13 protein-coding genes are annotated in these 16,486 nt (G+C 60.0%); 8 read left to right on the top strand and 5 right to left on the bottom strand.

What is annotated here, in order from left to right; genetic code table 11:
* Positions 1–28 precede the first annotated feature (28 nt).
* Complete coding sequence (locus CPH57_RS12860) at positions 29–1,138, bottom strand: SDR family oxidoreductase (protein ID WP_096242845.1); 1,110 nt, start codon at positions 1,136–1,138, stop codon at positions 29–31.
* Between the two features lie 258 nt (positions 1,139–1,396).
* On the opposite strand from CPH57_RS12860, the gene CPH57_RS12865 reads away from it, so the two are divergent.
* The 3 genes from CPH57_RS12865 (at position 1,397) to sbcB (ending at position 3,364) form a co-directional block, all read left to right on the top strand.
* The gene (locus CPH57_RS12865; RefSeq protein ID WP_033643786.1) at positions 1,397–1,603 is read left to right on the top strand and encodes a hypothetical protein; all 207 of its coding nucleotides are present in this window, start codon (positions 1,397–1,399) and stop codon (positions 1,601–1,603) included.
* Between the two features lie 54 nt (positions 1,604–1,657).
* Positions 1,658–1,846, top strand: coding sequence for a DNA polymerase III subunit theta (locus CPH57_RS12870; protein WP_033643787.1), 189 nt, complete (start codon positions 1,658–1,660; stop codon positions 1,844–1,846).
* 90 nt (positions 1,847–1,936) lie between these two features.
* The gene (gene sbcB, locus CPH57_RS12875) at positions 1,937–3,364 is read left to right on the top strand and encodes an exodeoxyribonuclease I (RefSeq protein ID WP_033643788.1); all 1,428 of its coding nucleotides are present in this window, start codon (positions 1,937–1,939) and stop codon (positions 3,362–3,364) included.
* Positions 3,365–3,434: 70 nt separating this feature from the next.
* On the opposite strand, the gene CPH57_RS12880 is transcribed toward sbcB, so the two are convergent.
* Both CPH57_RS12880 and CPH57_RS12890 read right to left on the bottom strand, forming a co-directional pair.
* Entirely contained in the window at positions 3,435–4,802 is a 1,368-nt protein-coding gene (locus tag CPH57_RS12880; RefSeq protein ID WP_025303526.1) for an APC family permease, read from the bottom strand.
* A gap of 535 nt (positions 4,803–5,337) precedes the next feature.
* Positions 5,338–6,756: a glutamine synthetase family protein gene (locus tag CPH57_RS12890; RefSeq protein ID WP_033643789.1), complete on the bottom strand. Its 1,419-nt coding sequence runs from the start codon at positions 6,754–6,756 to the stop codon at positions 5,338–5,340.
* 394 nt (positions 6,757–7,150) lie between these two features.
* On the opposite strand from CPH57_RS12890, the gene puuR reads away from it, so the two are divergent.
* From puuR to CPH57_RS12915, 5 genes are all read left to right on the top strand, one after another.
* The gene (puuR, locus tag CPH57_RS12895; RefSeq protein WP_016927000.1) at positions 7,151–7,708 is read left to right on the top strand and encodes an HTH-type transcriptional regulator PuuR; all 558 of its coding nucleotides are present in this window, start codon (positions 7,151–7,153) and stop codon (positions 7,706–7,708) included.
* A gap of 155 nt (positions 7,709–7,863) precedes the next feature.
* The gene (locus CPH57_RS12900) at positions 7,864–9,375 is read left to right on the top strand and encodes a sugar ABC transporter ATP-binding protein (protein WP_096242434.1); all 1,512 of its coding nucleotides are present in this window, start codon (positions 7,864–7,866) and stop codon (positions 9,373–9,375) included.
* Positions 9,372–10,367 carry an ABC transporter permease gene (locus CPH57_RS12905; RefSeq protein ID WP_096242435.1) on the top strand — a complete coding sequence of 332 codons (996 nt, stop codon included), beginning with the start codon at positions 9,372–9,374 and terminating at the stop codon, positions 10,365–10,367. The genes CPH57_RS12900 and CPH57_RS12905 overlap by 4 nt, the downstream gene beginning before the upstream one ends.
* 242 nt (positions 10,368–10,609) lie before the next feature.
* On the top strand, positions 10,610–12,598 hold the full coding sequence (locus CPH57_RS12910) for a ligand-gated channel protein (RefSeq protein WP_096242436.1): 1,989 nt from the start codon (positions 10,610–10,612) through the stop codon (positions 12,596–12,598).
* Between the two features lie 55 nt (positions 12,599–12,653).
* A complete protein-coding gene (locus CPH57_RS12915; RefSeq protein WP_096242437.1) occupies positions 12,654–13,601 on the top strand; it encodes a siderophore ABC transporter substrate-binding protein in 948 nt (315 codons plus the stop codon).
* Between the two features lie 736 nt (positions 13,602–14,337).
* Here the strand turns inward: CPH57_RS12915 and CPH57_RS12920 are convergent.
* Both CPH57_RS12920 and CPH57_RS12925 read right to left on the bottom strand, forming a co-directional pair.
* Positions 14,338–15,126 (bottom strand): ABC transporter ATP-binding protein, encoded by a 789-nt coding sequence (locus CPH57_RS12920; RefSeq protein ID WP_033643795.1) that lies wholly within the window; start codon positions 15,124–15,126, stop codon positions 14,338–14,340.
* Positions 15,123–16,205: an iron ABC transporter permease gene (locus CPH57_RS12925; protein WP_033643796.1), complete on the bottom strand. Its 1,083-nt coding sequence runs from the start codon at positions 16,203–16,205 to the stop codon at positions 15,123–15,125. The genes CPH57_RS12920 and CPH57_RS12925 overlap by 4 nt, the downstream gene beginning before the upstream one ends.
* Positions 16,206–16,486 lie beyond the last annotated feature (281 nt).

Consider the following 16,486-nt stretch of genomic DNA (forward strand, 5'->3'; position numbering starts at 1 on the left):
AGCGTCGGGCGCCCAGGGCGCCCGGCGGTTATTTGAAGTCCACCACCATCTGCTGCTGAATGGACAGCCCGCGGGTCGACTGCACGCAGCCGGCGATGTAGTCGGTGAAGCGCGGCGGTTTCGGCATGCCCAGCTTGAGAATTTTCTCGTTGCTGAAACGCACGTTGAGCATGGCGAACGATCCGTACAGGCGCATCGCTTTGAGCATCAGCCGCTCGTTGCACGGGCCGAAAATGTCTTTCAGCTGACGGCGCATTTTCACCAGCGTGTCATACGTCACCTGCGCATACTCATCGCCCACCGGCGCCTTTTCCAGCGCCGCCGCCATGGCGCGGTCGATTTCGGCAAAGCTGACGCTGCTCTCCTCACCGGCGGAGATATGATAAACGTCGTTCTCGAGCGTTTCGCTGTTCATCAGCATCACCAACGCATCCGCACAGTAGTCCGCCGGGATCACATCGATATTGTCCTGCAGCGAACACATGAACTTGCGCAGCATCAGCGCCATGCCGAACACCCAGAAAATGCTGCTGGAAGGCTGGCAGCCCAAGCGAGTGTGGCCAACGACGATCGACGGACGGGCGATGGTCAGCGGCATGTGCGGGCAGCGCTGGCGCATCAGCTGTTCGATGGTGGATTTGGAACGCGTATATTCCACCAGGTGCTCGGCGTCTTCCTCAAACTCGCCGCTCTCCGACACCAGCGAACCCGGCTCCGGCGAACAGGACATGGCGGTACCGACGTGCAGGAAGCGTTTTAATCCCGGCACCTGCGCCATTCTTTCGGCAAAGGCCAGTGTGCCTTCTACGTTTACCTTCCAAATGAGCGGGTTATTACCGAAAGAAGCAACGGCCGCGCAGTTAATAACGTGCGTGACTTTGTTAATGCGTGCGTCAGTTAAAAAGTCGGCCGGCTCGGAAAGGTCGCCCAACAATATATTTTCTATCGTAATTTTAGACAGCAGATTCGCGTCGATATTAAATTTTTCCATATTCGCGCGAATACGGGCCAGCCCTTGCTGCGCATCGTCGGCGCGCACCAGTAAAAGATAATTAATAGACTGATTTTCAATCAATAATTTTTCAAGAACCGCACCACCGAGAAAGCCGGTAGCGCCGGTCAACAGCAGCGTTTTCATCATTGTCACCCACATTGGCATTGAATGTGGAAGATTGTATCTGTGGATAATTAAACAATTATTAAATAGAATTACGGCGCCCTTAAACACTTTTCTTAATATTATCTTAAGGAATCTTTTGAAACATCCATCATGGGTTTAGTAACAAAAGAGTCGGGACAAGATTACGATTAATCCCTACTGTTTAAATACCATTGATGTAACCCCTGATTTAATTTAACGGTCAATGTTATTTCTCTTAGCGTCCGTGGAGGACTTATGACCTATAATCAAAAAATCTGGTTGGGGGTTTTGCTGCTATGCACCCTGTTTTGGGTGGCGGTGATCGGCGGCGCCTGTTCGCTTTATCAACGCGTGGATCGCTTCCAGGCACATCACGCAGAGAGTGAGTTCGCCGCCCGCCACGGCCAGGCGCCTTGCGCGCAACCCGGCGCTCAGGCGTCGACTGCCCCCCGGAATGGGTAGGGACAATATCCGCTAACGATCCTATTATGCCCTAAGGTTAACAGGGAGATAACGATGGCTCGAAAGCTGGATAGCTTACCGCAGGCGCAACGCGAGAAAATAGAAACCGATTTGCTGGCCATCAGCGTGATCTACAACGAACGCTACGGCATCGCCTCCACTCAGGCGGAAACAGAACAACAGGTCCCCGACCACCTGCTCCCCTACTTTCATCAACGGCTGAATTATTATCGCCGTGCGTAATTGCGCGCATTTCGCTAACCGCCGCTTGGCATCGCTCCCCACGCCGTTACAATAGAGGCATATTGTATCCGCCACTGAAGAGACGCGATTTTGAGCAGCAAGGCAACGGCCACATTTTACATTCACGATTACGAGACCTTCGGCAAGAGCCCGTCGCTGGACCGCCCGGCGCAGTTCGCCGGCGTGCGCACCGATATGGATTTCAACATTATCGAAGAGCCGCTGGTCATCTACTGCGCCCCGGCCGACGATTACCTGCCGGAGCCGGAGGCGGTGATGATCACCGGCATCACGCCGCAGGTGGCGCGCGCCAAAGGCGTTAACGAAGCCGAATTCACCCGCCAAATCCATCAGGCCTTCAGCGTGGCCGGCACCTGCATTCTCGGTTACAACAACATCCGCTTCGATGACGAAGTGAGCCGCAATATCTTCTATCGCAACTTCTACGATCCCTACGCCTACAGCTGGCAAAACGGCAACTCGCGCTGGGATCTGCTGGATGTGATGCGCGCCTGCTACGCTCTGCGCCCGGACGGCATAGTTTGGCCGGAAAACGAAGACGGTTTCCCCAGCTTCCGCCTGGAACACCTGACGCGCGCCAACGGCGTCGAGCACACGCAGGCTCACGATGCGATGTCGGACGTTTACGCCACCATCGCCATGGCCAAGCTGGTCAAGCAGGCGCAGCCGCGGCTGTTCGATTTCCTGTTGCAGCACCGCAATAAACACAAGCTGAACGCCCTGATCGACGTCGCCGACATGACGCCGCTGGTGCACGTCTCCGGCATGTTCGGCGCGGCGCGCGGCAATACCAGCTGGGTGTCGCCGCTGGCCTGGCACCCGGACAACAAGAACGCGGTGATCATGTGCGATCTGGCCGGCGACATGACGCCGCTGTTGACGCTGAGCGCCGAGCAGCTGCGTGAGCGGCTGTACACCCGCCGCGACGATCTGGCGCCGGATCAGGCGCCGGTGCCGATCAAGCTGGTGCACATCAACAAATGCCCGGTGCTGGCGCCGGCCAAAACCCTGCTGCCGGAGAACGCCGAGCGGCTGGGCATCGATCGTCAGGCGTGCCTGCAAAATCTGCAGCTGCTGAAACAGCATCCGGAAGTGCGCGAGAAAGTGGTCGCGCTGTTCGCCGAAGCCGAGCCGTTCAAAGGTTCCGAGGACGTCGACGCCCGCTTGTACGACGGTTTCTTCAGCGACGCCGACAAGGCGGCGATGAGGATTATCCAGCAGACCAAGCCGCAGAACCTGCCGGCGCTGGATCTGGCCTTCAGCGACGGCCGCATGAAAGAGCTGCTGTTCCGCTTCCGCGCGCGCAACTACCCGAATACGCTGGACGACGCCGAGCAGCGCCGCTGGCTGCAACATCGTCAGGAAGCCTTGAGCGCGGAGCGCGTGCAGAGCTATCTGCTGCAGCTCGAATCGCTGTATAACCTGCACGAAGGCGACAAAGAGAAAACCGCCCTGCTGAAAGCGCTGTTCGATTACGGCAAAGAGTTGGTGGGATAAAATCCGCCGCAGCAGAAAAGGAAAAGGCCGCGAAAGCGGCCTTTTTTGTGGCTGAGGAGACGGCTCGCGCTTAGGCGGCGTCTTCGCTCGCTTGCGGCACCGGCAGACGGAAGCTGCGGGTGACGAAGGCCAGGTAGATCAGGCCGATGGCCGCCCAAACCAGGCCCAGCGTCATCGAGCTGGCTTCCAGGTTGATCCACAGCGCGCCGACGGTCAGTGCGCCCATCACCGGCAGGATCAGGTAGTTGAACGTGTCCTTCACGGTGCGGTTCATCTTATCGCGAATATAGAACTGCGAGATCACCGACAGGTTAACGAAGGTGAAGGCCACCAGCGCACCGAAGTTGATCAGCGCGGTCGCGGTCACCAGGTCAAACGACACCGCGGACAACGCGATGGCGCCTACCAGCAGCACATTCAGCGCCGGGGTACGCCACTTCGGATGCACATAGCCGAAGAAGCGAGTCGGGAACACGCCGTCGCGGCCCATCACGTACATCAGACGCGAAACGCCCGCGTGCGCCGCCATGCCCGACGCCAATACCGTCACGCAGGAGAACACCAGGATCACCGACTGGAAGAACTTGCCCGCCACGTACAGCATGATTTCAGGCTGCGACGCGTCCGGATCCTTGAAGCGCGAAATGTCCGGGAAGTACAGCTGCACGAAGTAAGACACCACGATAAAGATGATGCCGCCGATCAGCGCCGTCAGGAAGATGGCTTTCGGGATCACTTTTTCCGCGTCTTTGGTCTCTTCGGACAGCGAGCTGATGCCGTCGAAGCCCAAGAACGAGAAGCACAGGATGGTCGCGCCGGTAATCATCGGCACCACGTGAGCGTTATCGGACCAGAACGGGCGGCTGCTGACCAGCGTACCGGCGCCTTCGCCGTGGTAAATGCCGTTGATCACCAGGCCGAGGAACACGATCATGATCGCCACCTGCACCACCACGATGATGGAGTTCAGGTTAGCCACCAGCTTGATGCCGCGCAGGTTGAAAATCGTCATCAAGCCGACCAGCACCGCCACGAAGATCCAGGACGGTACGCCCGGGAAGATCGCTTCCAGGTAAATCTTGGCCAGCAAAATGTTGATCATCGGCATGAACAGGTAGTCCAGCAGCGATGACCAGCCCACCATAAAGCCGACGTGCGGGCTGATGGCTTTCTGGGCGTAGGTGTAGGCGGAACCGGCGGAAGGGAACTTCTTCACCAGCTTGCCGTAGCTCAGGGCGGTAAACAGGATCGCCAGCAGAGCGAAGGCGTACGCGGTCGCGACGTGACCATCGGTCAGGCCGGATACGATGCCGAAGGTATCGAAAATGGTCATTGGCTGCAGGTAAGCCAAGCCCATCATCACTACCGGAACTAAAGTCAGGGTTTTACGCAGCTGAGTGCGCTGAGCCGGAGCGGCGTTGATAGTGTTATCGGACATTGTTCAGCCCCCCCTTACCTTGAGCCTTGCGGATGGCGGACACGCCAAGACTTAAGGTTGCGGGGAAACTTCGCAACGAGCGACTTAATTCTAAAAGAAGGGGGTTGTAAGCTGGATAACGGGTCGAGGTAACCTCGGCTGCTCCATAGTCGCTGCGGCCACAGCGGAAACCGGCGGGCACCGGCGCTAAAGTGAAAAATTGCCCCATCTTTCTAATCCTCATGAGTCACGACCATAAAGTTTTGTTTGATCGTGCACGAAACTATTTATCTATCCGGATCGGTGTCCGGCCTCGCTTGGTGTATGAAACGCTACGTTGGTAAAACATAATGCAAAAAAAATAACCGACGCTTTCAAAACGTCGGCTATCTGCATTTGAGATATTTTGCACCAGAATGCCTCCGAATGACAAGATCCGGAAACCCTCAAATACAAATTCTTTTTGTCGATCGCACGGAAAACCAGCCCGGCAGGCGAATTAATCCGCTGCCGGCAGGCCAGTCGCCCGCACATACCTCTTACTTTATACGCCTATTCAGGCATTTTTCAACATCCAGTCGATCTCGGTTTCCGTCACTCGCCGTTCAAACTGCAGCAGTTCGTCGGTCTTGCAGGCGTGATAAACGCGGGTGAAACGCTCGCCGAGATAGTGCGTCAGCGCGTGCTGATGTTCAAACTCGTACAGCGCGTCGCTCTGGCGGATCGGCAGCGGCAGCCCCTCTTGCTCCAGCCCGTTGCCGGTCACCGGCTCAGGCAGCGGCAGTAGGTTGTCCAGCCCGTACAGCATGCCGGCCAGGATCGCCGCCATCACCAGATACGGATTGGCGTCGGCGCCGGCCACGCGATACTCCACCCGATGGTTCTCCGGTTCGCCGCAGGGAATGCGCAGCGCCACGGTGCGGTTATTGTGGCCCCAGGCGGCCTGGATCGGCACATACATCCCCGGCTGGAAACGCCGATAGGCATTGACGTTCGGCGCCAACAGCGCCATCGACGCCGGCATCAGGGTGATCATCCCGGCCAGCGCCTGTTTCAAGAGCGGCGAATCCTCGCCTTCGCCGTCGGCGAACAGGTTGTTGCCCGCGCCATCCTGCATGCTGACGTGCACGTGCATGCCGCTGCCGGCGTAATCCTCATAGGGCTTGGCCATAAAGGTGGCGTGCATGCCGTGGTTCTCGGCCACCAGCCGCACCAGCCGCTTCAGCGCCAGCGCGTGGTCGCAGGCCTGCAAGATATCGTCGGTATGGCGCAGGTTGACCTCGAACTGCCCCGGCGAGGCCTCCGCCACCGCGCCGTCCGCCGGCAGCCCCTGCAGCTTCGCCAGCGCGTCGATATCGTTCAGCACCTCGGCGAAATGGTTCAGGTTATCGACGGAGTACACCTGGCTTTGGGTGTTGCGCTCCTGCGTGCCGGGCGCACACGGCGGTTGCAAATCGCCTTCCGCGTCGCGCTGCCGATCGATGAGATAAAACTCCAGCTCTACCGCTGCCACCGGGAACAAGCCGCGCTGTCGCAGCGCCTGCCACACGCGGTTCAGCACATTGCGGGGTTCAACGTCAAAGGGAGTGCCATCTTCATCCAGCATGGTGAGCAGCACCTGGCCGATGTGCTGCGGATCGGCCGCCGACGGCGTCAGCGAACCGGGCACCGGCAGGCATACGCGATCCGGTTCGCCGAGTTCCTGCCCAAGGCCGGCCTCCTCCACCACGTTGCCGAGGATGTCCATAGCGAACACCGACGCGGGGAAGTAGCTGCCTTTTTCCAGTTTTTTCAACCCTGAGACGGGTATGCGTTTGCCGCGGAAGGAACCATTGAGATCGGTGAGAAGGATATCGATATACTGCGTGGCGGGATGGCGTTCCAAATAATGAGCGACCTCATTTTGGAACGCGCTACTTCGCCTCTCTTCATGATGCTGTGCAAAATGTTCAACTGCTGCGCTATTGGTTTGCATACGTCACCCGCCATTATGCTCTTAAGGCGCGTTGGCGCCCGTCCGCCGTTCGATTCAACACATGATTGGATTTCTCGCCAGGTCGCGCCGCTGCGGGCGCTCAAAATAACATCCACAACATGAAACATAGTCTTAACAGAATGGGTTTGCAAATGTTACAATCCTGTTTGATTATTCGCCACCGGCTGCTAAATTGATAAAATATTGACCGAAAAGGCCTTGCCGCCATTTTCACGTCAACTATTTTGTCCGCCGCGCCGACGGTGAGCATGGGCAATATATTTTCCAAACCTACCCTAACTACCGATATCATGCAGCATCGTTATCGACCAGGCAGGCGCCCGATACCGATCGTCATTTCAGCCTGTCGCCCTTACCAGAAGGAAGTACCGCTATGAGCGAAGCCAGCTTGGCACCGGGCAAACGCCTGTCGCAGATCCGCCAGCAATTGGGTTTGTCACAGCGCCGGGTCGCCGAACTGTCCGGGTTAACCCACAGTGCGATCAGCACCATCGAACAGGACAAAGTCAGCCCGGCCATCAGCACGCTGCAAAAGTTGCTTAAGGTGTATGGCCTGTCGCTGTCGGAATTCTTTGCCGAACCGGAGGCCGTCGACGAGCCGCGCGTGGTGATCGACGCCGAGGATCTGATTGAGATCGGCAGCCAGGGGGTGTCGATGAAGCTGGTGCACAACGGCAGCCCGACGCGCAACCTGGCGATGATGCTGGAAACCTACCAGCCCGGCACCACCACCGGCGAAAAGATCAAGCATCAGGGCGAAGAGATAGGCACCCTGCTGGAGGGCGAGATCGTGCTGACCATCAACGGCCAGAGTTACTGCCTGACCGCCGGTCAGAGCTACGCCATCAACACCGGCATTCCGCACAGCTTCAGCAATACCTCGGCGCGCATCTGCCGCATCGTCAGCGCACACACCCCCACCACCTTCTGACCGTTTATCGCTCCGGCGCAGCCTGACGCGGGTTGCGCCCCTGCCCGCCCACGCTTTTCATCGCCGTTATGCCATTTTGTTGGTTGCCAACGGCGCAATCTGTGTTACAACAGAGCAAAACAGCCATCTAAACATCTAAACGGCCTTACTACGCAATGTCAACCGCAACGCCTTCGCGCCTCGAGATGCGCAATATCTCGATCGCCTTCGCCGGCTTCAACGCGCTGCAGGACGTGGACTTCACGCTGCACGGCGGCTCAATCCACGCGCTGGTCGGCGCCAACGGCGCGGGCAAATCGACGCTAATGGCGATCCTCTCCGGCGCCCACGATCACTACCGCGGCGAGATCCTGATCGACGGCCGGGCAGTGGAAATTCATTCCCCGCTGCAGGCGCGCCGCCACGGCATCCACGTGGTGCAGCAAGAAGTCGATGTCGCGCTGATCCCCACGCTGTCGGTGGCGGAAAACATCATGCTGGACTGGCTGAACGAACCGGGCCACTGGCTGAACTGGGCGGAGCTGCACCGCCGCGCCGCAGAGCTGCTGCAGCAATGGGCGCTGCCGCTCAATCCGCGCAGACGCCTGGCGGACTGCACGCTGGCGGAAAAACAGCAAGTGCTGCTGGCGCGCGCGCTGTCGCACCGCTGCCGTTTTCTGGTGCTCGACGAACCGACCGCACCGCTCGATCGCGCCGAGAGCGAGCGCCTGTTTAACGTGGTGCGCCGCCTGCAATCCGAAGGCATCGGCATCGTGTTCATTTCTCACCGCATCCACGAACTGAGCGACATTTGCGATCGGCTGACGGTGCTGCGCGACGGCCGGCGCGTCAGCGAAGACGCCATGCGCGGGCTGAGCGGCGAACAGATCGTCGAGAAGATGCTCGGCCATCGGCTGGACGACATTTTCCCACCGCCGCGCCCGCCGCACCCTGAGCGAACGCTGCTGCAGGTGCAAGGCTTGCGCGATCGCCATAAGCTGCGCGACGTTTCGCTGCGGCTGCATGAGGGCGAAATTCTCGGCATCGCCGGGCTGGCCGGGGCGGGCAAAACCGAACTGTGCAAGGCATTGTTCGGCGCCGGCGCCGTGCAGCTCGAGCGCGGCGAACTGCGCGGGCAGCCCTGGGCGCCACGCGCGCCGCACCTGTCGGTCGAACAAGGACTGGCGCTGGTGCCGGAAGAGCGCCGCAAAGAGGGCATTTTCATCGACGAGGCGATCCCGATGAACCTGAGCGTCAGCGCCGACGACAGCTTCTCGCGCTGGAGCCTGTTCAACCGGCGGCAAGAGCTGCGCTGGGCACGCGAGATCATGCAGCGTCTGAACATTCGCGCATCCGGCCCGCAACAGCGGCTGGCGCGCCTGTCCGGCGGCAATCAACAAAAAGTGGCGATCGGCAAGTGGCTGCGCGGCGACGCCGAGGTGCTGATCTTCGATGAGCCGACCAAGGGCGTGGACATCAAGGCCAAACAGGAACTGTTCAGCCTGATCGACGGCCTGGCGCGCGCCGGCAAAGGCGTGATTTACGCCTCCGGCGAGTTCGCCGAGCTGATTGGCCTGTGCGATCGCATCTGCGTGCTGTGGGACGGCCGCATCGTGGCAGAGTTGAACGCCGCCGACATCGACGAAGAAACCTTATTGTTCTATTCCACCGGAGGAACCCCTGCGTGAGTAAAGAATTTGCCCTGCGGCCTGCGCTGCCCTGGCGCCAACAGCTGTTTGATTTCCTCTACAAATGGGGCATGTTGCTGACCGTCGCGGCGCTGATCGCCCTGTTTGGCCTGGCGTCGGACAACTTTCTCGATGCCAACAACATCATCAATATTCTGCGTTCGATCGCCATCGTGACGGTGATCGCCATCGGCGTCTCCATCTCGCTGTCGGTCGGCGGTTTCGATCTGTCGGTCGGCTCGACCGCCTCGCTGGCCAACGCGCTGGTGATTTCACTGTTCGTCTGGCACGGGTTCGGCACCACCGGCGCCATCGTGGTAACGCTGCTGCTGTGCACGCTGGTCGGCCTGTTCAACGCCCTGCTGATCGTGGTGCTCAAAATCCCCGACATGCTGGCGACGCTGGCCAGCCTGTTCGTGATCCAGGGCGTGGCGATGACCTACAGCTACGGCGGTTCCATCACCCAAAACATGGTGCTGCCGAATGGCGACATGGCGGAGGGCCTGATCCCGGAGGTGTTTTCCGCCCTCGGCCAGGTGCCGGTGATCGTGCTGATCATGCTGGCGGTCACCGTGGCGGTGCAGCTGTTCCTGTCGTTGACCAAGCACGGCCGCCGCATGTATGCCATCGGCGGCAACCCCGAAGCGGCGCGCCTGTCGGGCATCCGCACCGTGCGTTACAGGGTTGCCGCTTACGTCATTTCTTCCTGGCTGGCGGCGCTTGGCGGCATCTTGCTGGCGTCACGTATCGGCTCTTCGCAGGTCAACGCCGGCGGCGGTTATCTGATGGACGCGGTGGCGGCGGCCTATATTGGCTTCTCGCTGGCCGGGGCCGGCAAACCCAATGCGCTCGGCACCCTGATCGGCGCGGTGATCCTCGGCGTGCTGCAAAACGGCCTGGTGATGCTGTCGGTGCCCTACTACGCCATGGACATTATCAAAGGCCTGGTGCTGGCGCTGGCGCTGGCCATCACCTACATCCAGAAACGCTGATCCTCCGGCGCACGTCTGCTGCGCCGCTTTTCCCTTTAATTCATCCGGTTACTCTTTCCCGCCAGAATAACAAGCATACAAATGATATGAATTATCATTAGCGTTTACATTCAGTAAAAAATCCTTACAATGGCCTCACGCAACGCTGACGAAGCGACGGATTTCTCAGCGAACGATGAATTATTTCATTAGAAATTCAATTGGTTAATTACTTTCACTTCAATCCAGGAAAGGTTTACCTCATGGAAACGCCACGTTACAGCAAGCTCGCCGCCATGGTCATCGCCTCACTCAGCGCCACCGCCGCACTGGCCGCGCCGCAGGACGACACCCAAGACACCATGGTCGTCACCGCCTCCGGCTTCCAGCAAAAAATTCAGGACTCCGCCGCCTCCATCTCGGTGATCCCGCGCCAGCAGATCGAAGATAAGGCCTATCGCGACGTGACCGACGCGCTGAAAGACGTGCCGGGCGTGGTCGTCACCGGCGGCGCCAGCAGCAGCGACATCAGCATCCGCGGCATGTCCTCCAAGTACACGCTGATCCTGGTGGACGGCAAGCGCGTTGACACCCGCGGCACCCGGCCGAACAGCGATAACGCCGGCATCGAACAGGGCTGGCTGCCGCCGATGGAAGCCATCGAGCGCATCGAAGTGGTGCGCGGGCCGATGTCTTCGCTGTACGGTTCCGACGCCATGGGCGGCGTGATCAACGTCATCACCCGCAAGACTTCCCGCACCGAGTGGAAAGGCTCGCTGCACGGCGACGCCACCCTCCAGGAAAACCGCGATTCCGGCGATCTGTTCCAGACCAACGCCTACGCCTCCGGCCCACTGATTGAAGGCCTGCTCGGCGTGCGGGTCAACGGCCTGCTGTCGCGCCGCGCGGAAGATAAAATCGCCAACGGTTACAACGAACAGCGCATGCGCAGCGGCACCGCGGTGTTCACTCTGACGCCGGACGAGAAAAACGAATTCGACTTCGAAATCGGCCGCTCGCTGCAGGATCGCAACAGCACGCCGGGCAAATCGGTGGTGGCGGAGCGCTGCAGCAAAGGCAAGTGCAAACCTACCTCTCGCAGCGAAAATCTCTACACCCGCACCAACTACGCGCTGACCCACAACGGTTATTACGACTTCGGTAACTCCACCAGCTACGTTCAGCGGGAAGAGACCAATAACCCGGGCCGCAAGATGAAGATGTACAACACCATCTTCAACACCCAGAACCAGTTCGAGCTGGGTGCCCACATGCTGAACCTCGGCGGCCAATACCGCTATGAGAAACTGGGCGACAGCGGCAACCAGCTGAGCTCGGCGCAAGACGTCAACCAGCTGACGCGCTGGAGCTGGGCGCTGTTCGCCGAGGACGAATGGGCGCTGACCAACGACTTCAGCCTGACCAGCGGCATCCGTATGGATCGCGATCAGAACTTCGGCAGCCACTGGTCGCCGCGCATGTACGGCGTCTGGCACCTGACCGAACAGTGGACGATGAAAGGCGGCGTCTCCGCCGGCTACCGTTCGCCGGATCTGCGCCAATCCTCCGCCAGCTGGGGCCAGGTCACCGGCGGCGGCGTGCGTAACGGCATCATCGTCGGCAACCCGGATCTGCAGCCTGAGAAGAGCCTGAGCGAAGAGATCGGCCTGATGTGGGACAGCCTGAAAGGCGTAAACGCTGGGGTGACGGTCTTCAACACCGACTTCAAGAACAAGATCACCGAAGTGCGCCGCTGCGAAGACACGCCGGACTGTAAGATCGGCAATGACGTCTACGACTTTATCAGCGATCGCGTCAACGTCGACAAAGCCAATATGCGCGGCGTAGAGGCCACCTTCGGCTGGCAGATCAATAAAGACTGGAAGTGGAACGCCAACTACACCTACACCGCTTCCGAGCAGAAAAGCGGCGAGTTCCAGGGCAAGGCGCTGAACCAGATGCCTAAGCACATGATCAACACCGTGCTGGATTGGCAGGCTACGCAAGACCTCAGCCTGTGGTCGCGCGTTAACTTCCGCAGCCGCACCTCAGACTACCTGAGCCGCACGTCGATGGAGACCAGCACCCCGTCCTACACCTTCGTCGATGCGGGCCTGAGCTACCAGGCGGCGAAAAACCTGCAGCTGACCGGCGGGGTCTACAACATTCTCGACAAGACCGTGGATTACGATCACTATCGCACCACGCTGGACGGCCGCCGTTACACCGTCGGCATGACCTACAACTTCTGATGCCCCCGGGCGCGCGCTGCGCGCCCTTTTCATTCCATCACCGAGAGGAAGCCCCATGAGATTACGCCGCTCCCCCCTGATGATCGCCCTGCTGGCCGCGATGGCGCTGGCGGGTTGCCACAGCAAAACCGACGCGCCGGCGGCCTCGACCACCGTCAACGTCCAGCACCTGAACGGCAGCACCGAGGTGAAGAAGCACCCGCAGCGTATCGTGGTGCTGGATTACGCTTCGCTGGAAACGCTGCAGCTGCTGGGCGTCGAGCCGCTGGCGCTGCCCGGCAATCGCAAGAACTTGCCGGATAACCTGAAGCGCTATCAGGATGACAAATACCTCAATGCCGGCACCCTGTTCGAGCCGGATATGGCCGTGCTGCGCGCCGCCAAACCGGACCTGATCCTGATCGCCGGCCGGGCGTCCAAAGCCTATGACGAGCTGAACACGCTGGCACCGACGTTGAACATGTCCGTCGATCAGCAGGATCAGTTGGGCAGCCTGAAACAGCGCACCCTGCAGTTGGGCGAGCTGTTCGATAAGCCGCAACAGGCGCAGGCGGCGATCGACAAGCTGGATGCGCAGATCGCGGCGGTCAAACCGCAGGCCGCCCAGGCCGGACGCGGGCTGGTGGTGCTGTTCTCCGGCGGCAAGATCAGCGCTTACGCCCCCAAGAGCCGTTTCAGCTTCGTCTATGACGCCCTCGGCTTCTCGTCCGCGCTGCAGTCCGATGAAAAAGACGTGCGCGGCAATAAGCTGACGCCTGAGCAGGTCGCCAAACTGAACCCGGACTGGCTGTTCGTCATCGACAGAGACGCCGCGACCGGTCGGCCGAACGCGGTGGCGCCGCAGAAAATCCTCACCGGCACCGCGCTGAAGAAAACCACGGCGGTGAAAAAAGGCCAGGTGGTTTACCTGCCGGCGGCCGAGGTCTATCTGTCCGGCGGCATCGTCACCGCCCAGCACGTCGTCGAACGCGTGAGCGAAGCACTGAACCGCGCTGCGCGATAAAAAAAGCCCGGCGATGCCGTAATGCGTGTCAGTTAGCGTTTTTTTGAAGTACTCGTGACGCTTTCGGTCGATAAATGAGAGGTGCATCATGAGACTCCCGCACCTCGACCGAGCCAGGGGCCGAAGGCGCGGTCCCTGGCAACCCGCGCCTTTGCCCTGTCAGACGGTTGGCTTTGCCAACTTCCCTCCCTCCGCCATAGCGCATTGAGGCCGGTTGCGACAGGCGTCCCTGTCTGTCTCACCTGAAACCGCCGTCCATGGCGGTTTCGCCTAATGCGCTATGCCTGCGTTCGGCGTCTTCAAGGGCGCCCAACACCGCGCTCATCTCCAACTTCTCTACCACAACCTCATCAGCGGCAGATTTCCCAGTAGCTGCCAGCTCAGGTGTTGACCTTGAGCGCGCATCACTGGCTGCCGAGCAAGACGGCGTTGTCAGGGGCAACCGGCCAGGGAAGGCCGGTTGAGGCGAGACTAACAGGGACGTTTGTCGCAGCCGACCCGCCCGACAACGCAGACACGGCGAGGGTATCCGCGTAGCGGACAGACGGTGTTAAGCGAAGGCGCAGGTGGAGGGGCCGCGCCTTCGGCCCCTCCAATTGCCGTTCGCTACGGCATCAGAGAAATGAGAGATTTTTACGGCAATTCAGGCTGCACGAAACACACAAAGATGGGATAAAAAAATGCCAGTCAGGCTTAACTGACCGGCATTACCGGCGATGCCGGGCTTTTTCCTGGATTATATCGTCGGCTGGTTCACCAGACCGTCTATCAGCACCTGCGGCGTGCCCTGCGAGCAACGCTCGATGCGCCCGCGCACGCCATAGACCCGCGCCAGGCTCTGCGGCGTAATCACCTGATCCGGCGCGCCGTCGGCGATCAGATCGCCATCCTGCAGCATCAGCACGTGGTCGCCGTGACGCAGCGCAATGTTGATGTCATGCACTACCACCACCGTCACGATATCGCGCTTGCGGGTTTCGCGGCGCACCAAATCCATCACGTGGAACTGGTAGTTGAGATCGAGCGCGCTCAGCGGCTCATCCAGCAGCAGCAGCGACGGCTGACGGATCAGCGACTGCGCCAACCCCACCAACTGTTTCTGGCCGCCGGACAGCTGATCGAGATAACTCAGCGCCAGGTGGGCGATGCCCAGCTGTTCCAGCAAAGCCATCACTTCCGCTTCGCTGCCGGCGTTGCTGCGGCCGCCCGAGGCGCGCTGCGCCACGATGATCGACTCCAGCACGTGCAGATGCACCCCGGCGGGCAGCGACTGCGGCAGGTACACCACTTTCTCCGCCCGACGGGCGAACGGCATCTGCATCAAATCGCCGTCGTCCAGCCACAGCTTGCCCTGCGCCGGGTTCAGCCCGGCCAGCGAGCGCAGCAATGTCGATTTGCCGCTGCCGTTCGGCCCCAGCAACACGGTGATTTGCCCGCGCGGCAGCATCGGCACCGAGAGATTGTCGATCACCTGGCGTTTCGGGTAACCCGCCGAGAAGTTTTCTATCCGTAAACCCTGGCTCATACGTTCCCCCGGTGGCGCAGAATAATGCTCAGGAAGAACGGCACCCCGACCAACGACGTCACGATCCCCACCGGGATGATTACCCCAGGCACCAGGTTTTTCGACGCCACCGAGGCCATCGACAGCACCAGCGCGCCAATCAGCGCACTGGCCGGCAGGTAGAAACGGTGATCTTCGCCGAAGATCATGCGGGCGATGTGCGGCGCCACCAGACCGATAAAGCCGATCGGCCCGACGAAAGCCACCGCCAGCGCCGAGAGCATGCTGATGCGCAGCAGCGTGGTCAAACGCAGCCGACGCACGTCGATGCCGAAGCTCACCGCCCGGTCTTCACCCAGACGCAGCGCGGTCAGTTTCCACGAGCTCATCATCGACAGCGGCAGCAGCACGGCGAACACCCCGAACAGAATGCCCAGTTTGTCCCACGAGGCGCGCGCCAGGCTGCCCATGGTCCAGAACACCAGCCCCTGCAGCGTATCCTCGCTGGCGATGAACTGCATCATCGAGACCAGCGCGTTGAAGGTAAACACCAGCGCAATGCCGAACAGCACTACGCCGGAGGTGGCGACCCGCGTCCAGCGCGTGATGCCGTCAAGCATCAGCGCGGCGAACAGCGCGAAGATAAAAGCGTTGGCGGAGATGAACCACTGATCGGGGATCCCCGGAATGCCGATGCCGAGCACGATCGCCAGCGCGGCGCCAAAGGCCGCGGCGGAAGACACCCCGAGGGTGAAGGGGCTGGCCAGCGGGTTATTCAGGATGGTCTGCATTTCCGCCCCGGCCAGGCCGAGCGCAAAGCCCACCACCACCGCCATCAACGCATAGGGCAAGCGGATGTCCCAGACGATCACCCGCGTGCCGGCATCGGCCGCGGCGGGATCAAGCAGCGTTTGCCATAAGGATGACAACGACAGGCCGGACGGCCCCATGGTGAAATCCAGCAGCAGCGAGCCCAGGATCGCCAATGCCAATACGCCCATCATCAACAGGCGATGGCGAAGAATATGCTGATAACGCCCCATCACGCCGGCGTCGGGCTGCCCCTTGGCTTCAGTCATGGGATCGGTGGATACGCTCATTAGTTAAGATACCTGTTGCAACCATCATGACAGCGGCGCGAAAGCGGCCGCCGTGAACCGAAAAGTGTGCGGCAGCAGCCTGCGCACAGCCGTTAACAATAAAACAAACGATAATACTTATCAATCATATCAATAGGTGAAAACGGCGTTGTCGAAATGTAATAATTTGTTTTTTATCGCCATTTTTCAAACCGCCACGCTTTCCCCCGCCAACGGCCAGTAGGTTAATTATTCTGAAAATTCTTCCTGATCCGACCAGACTCTGACAAATAACGGCAAAA

Origin of the sequence: Serratia sp. JKS000199, from assembly GCF_900215455.1 — a bacterium.
GTDB lineage: Bacteria > Pseudomonadota > Gammaproteobacteria > Enterobacterales > Enterobacteriaceae > Serratia > Serratia ureilytica.